Annotated in this window: 3 protein-coding genes; 2 read left to right on the top strand and 1 reads right to left on the bottom strand. The window is 57.2% G+C overall.

The window, feature by feature from the left end; all coding sequences use genetic code 11:
- On the bottom strand, nt 1-233 hold a 233-nt coding region (locus A7X77_RS33710), incomplete at its 3' end, for a hypothetical protein (protein WP_210179778.1).
- Nucleotides 234-404: 171 nt separating this feature from the next.
- On the opposite strand from A7X77_RS33710, the gene A7X77_RS31195 reads away from it, so the two are divergent.
- Together A7X77_RS31195 and A7X77_RS31190 are read left to right on the top strand one after the other, a co-directional pair.
- Nucleotides 405-2,192, top strand: coding sequence for an ATP-binding protein (locus A7X77_RS31195; RefSeq protein WP_064686638.1), 1,788 nt, complete (start codon nt 405-407; stop codon nt 2,190-2,192).
- A gap of 91 nt (nt 2,193-2,283) precedes the next feature.
- Nucleotides 2,284-2,828: SDR family NAD(P)-dependent oxidoreductase (locus A7X77_RS31190; RefSeq protein WP_064686637.1), on the top strand; the 545-nt coding region annotated here is incomplete at its 3' end.

Raw genomic sequence — 2,828 nt, 5'->3', positions numbered from 1 at the left:
GCGAGGGAAGGTTGGCGTTCCGGGAAAAAAGGAAACCAGCCTACATCGGGCGTTGAGAGGCAACATCGATTCACTTGCCCGGAGTACTCGATGAAGGCTATGCACTGGGAATGCCAGCCACGGTGGTGGTTGAGGCCCGGTATAGCGAGATGGATGTGGACGCGATCAGCTTTGGCAGGTGCAAGCTGTTGCTGAAGGAGCGTGTCTTGCTGGCCGAAGACCGGCCAGCTCAAATTGGCTCCAGAGCCCTTGATCAGAATGAGGGCCTGCCGCCCCTGATCAGTTAGCGGAAAAGTCACTAAAAACGACCGTCAGCATGTGGATTCTCATACAAACCTATAATGGCCGCTCTGTCCGCCGATAGGCTAATCTGACGAGATAGCGTTAAGCGATCGAGGATACCCATGAGCAGCGGCGCGGAAAGAAACAACGGGACCAATTCGGGCAATCTGAAATCCTGCGTCCTGGTGGAATTGCGCCAAACCAAGCAGCAAATCGCTGGGGAAAACCACGTGACAGACGCGATGGCTCACTCTGAGCGCATCGTGGACAGCGTCATACGGCTACGCCCCCAGAACGGTCTTGAGATCGCAGCCGAGCAAGACAATCACGGCTTGGTAGAGGTTGCCGGGCGCGAAGCGGACCAAATGCCGTGTAGGGCAACCTCAGGATATTTTGAATTCGGTCCCTTTCGGTTGTTCCCGCTGGAGCGCCGTCTGTTCAGAAACAACGCACCAATCGAGCTCGGCAGCCGAGCATTGGACATACTCGTTCTGTTGAGCGAGCATGCGGGCGGTGTAGTCGCCAAGCACAGCATCGTCGAAAGTGTCTTGCCCGGTATCAACGTTGAGGAAAGCAGCCTCCGTGTGCAGATCGCAAAGCTCCGCAAGGCGCTGGGCGAAGGTCAAGACGGCGCACGCTACATCGCAAACATCGCTGGCCGGGGCTACAGCCTTGTTGCGGCCGTAGCGCGAAGCAGATCACCACATACGCATCAACCCGATGCGCTCAGCCACAGCAGTGTCCAGAGCTTACCGCGGATATCGAAGCCTATCGGGCGAGAAAGGGATATCGCAAAAATTAAGGCCCTTGTTGCCTCGTCTGGATTTGTAACTCTCCACGGTTTTGGCGGGATCGGAAAGACAACGGTGGCTGTCGCGGTCGCCGAGGAACTTGTACGGGGCTTTGAGGACGGCTTGGTCTACCTCGATTTCGGTCGCATGCGTTCGCCTGATGAGATGGAGGCAACGCTCGCGCGCGCGCTGGGGTCGACAGCTCGCGAGTGCAGCCAGCGGCTAGCGATTTTCGATGCCCTCGTAGATAGGCAGCTGCTGGTCGTATTCGATGGCTGCGAGCATCTACTGGATGCTGCAACCGAGGTTATAGAGGAAATCCGGCATCGGTTTCCGCAGGTAACTTTCCTGATCACCAGTCGTGAGCAGCTTCGCGCTGACGGCGAGCACGTGTATCTGCTCCCGCCACTTGAGGTGCCTCCTGACCTTAACGCGGTTTCGGCAGCGGACATTATGCGATTTCCCAGCGCGCGACTGCTTGCGGAGCGGGCCGTCGCCGCAGGGTACGAACTGGAATACTCTGACAACGAGGCGCGCTACCTCGGAAGAATCTGTGCGAAGCTCGACGGGGTGCCCCTTGCGCTGGAGCTGGTTGCGAGCCGCCTCGTGGTTCACGGACTTGAGGGAACAGATGCCCTTTGTGCCAGTGTATTTGCGCTTTCATGGCAAGGCAGGCGTACCGCTGTTCCGCGCCAACAGACGCTCAGGTCGTCACTCGAATGGGGGTATGCCCTACTCTCCGAAACGGAGAAAGTCGTACTACGACGGCTCTCCGTGTTCCCGGGTTTGTTTACGTTGGAGGAGATGCAGGCAGCCGCGATAGATGAGCTCGTCATCAAGCGGCACGATTGCATCCAGGCGTTCGGTCAATTGGTGGCGAAGTCGTTTGTGTCCGGCGGTCGCGACGGCACCTTTCGGATTTTCCAGATTGCTCGTGCTTATGCTTGGGGCAAATTGCTCGAAGCAAAGGAAATCGAATCCGTAAGTGAGCGTCTCGACAAATGCGGACAGCACCCCCCGCGTGGCTCACGTTCGCACCGGCTGATAACTCGGGCAGACAACTCCTTAAATCCTCAATTGTTCGAAGACAGTCGCCTTGACGAGTTGCCTGGTTGGTAGGCCAAAACCGTTCAATAGAGCGGACGACGTGCCACGATTTGACCGACGCTACGACTGTCAGACAGTCGCAGCGTCCTTTGAGGAGATGATCATGAAGACTTGGTTTATTACCGGCGCATCCCGGGGGTTCGGCGGTCTTATAGCAGAACTTGCGCTCGAGCGCGGTGACAACGTGGTCGCCACGGCGCGCAACGCCGCCTCCATCACCGAGAAGTTCGGTGAACGACAAAACCTGCTGGCCGCCCCGCTTGATGTCACGAACGAAGATCAGGGATGCCAAGCTGTCGAACGTGCCGTGGAGCGCTTCGGACGGATTGATGTCCTTCTAAACAATGCTGGATTCGGGTTGCTTGGTGCCGTCGAAGAAGCGTCCTCGGAGGAGGTCGAACGACTCTATCGCACCAATGTGTTCGGCTTATTAACCGTCACCCGTACGGTTCTTCCACAAATGCGAAAACAGAAATCAGGGCGCATTCTCAATATCTCTTCGATCGGTGGGTATCGAGCGTCAGCCGGATTCGGTGTGTACTGTTCAACTAAGTTTGCGGTGGAAGGGCTGTCTGAGGCCTTGCACGCAGAACTCCTGCCTCTCGGCATCTTTGTGACGGTGATCGAGCCAGGCTACTTCCGGACCGA

This window comes from Rhizobium bangladeshense, assembly GCF_001662075.1.
In the GTDB taxonomy this organism is placed as follows: domain Bacteria; phylum Pseudomonadota; class Alphaproteobacteria; order Rhizobiales; family Rhizobiaceae; genus Rhizobium; species Rhizobium bangladeshense_B.
This window is presented reverse-complemented; position numbering and strand designations above follow the sequence as displayed.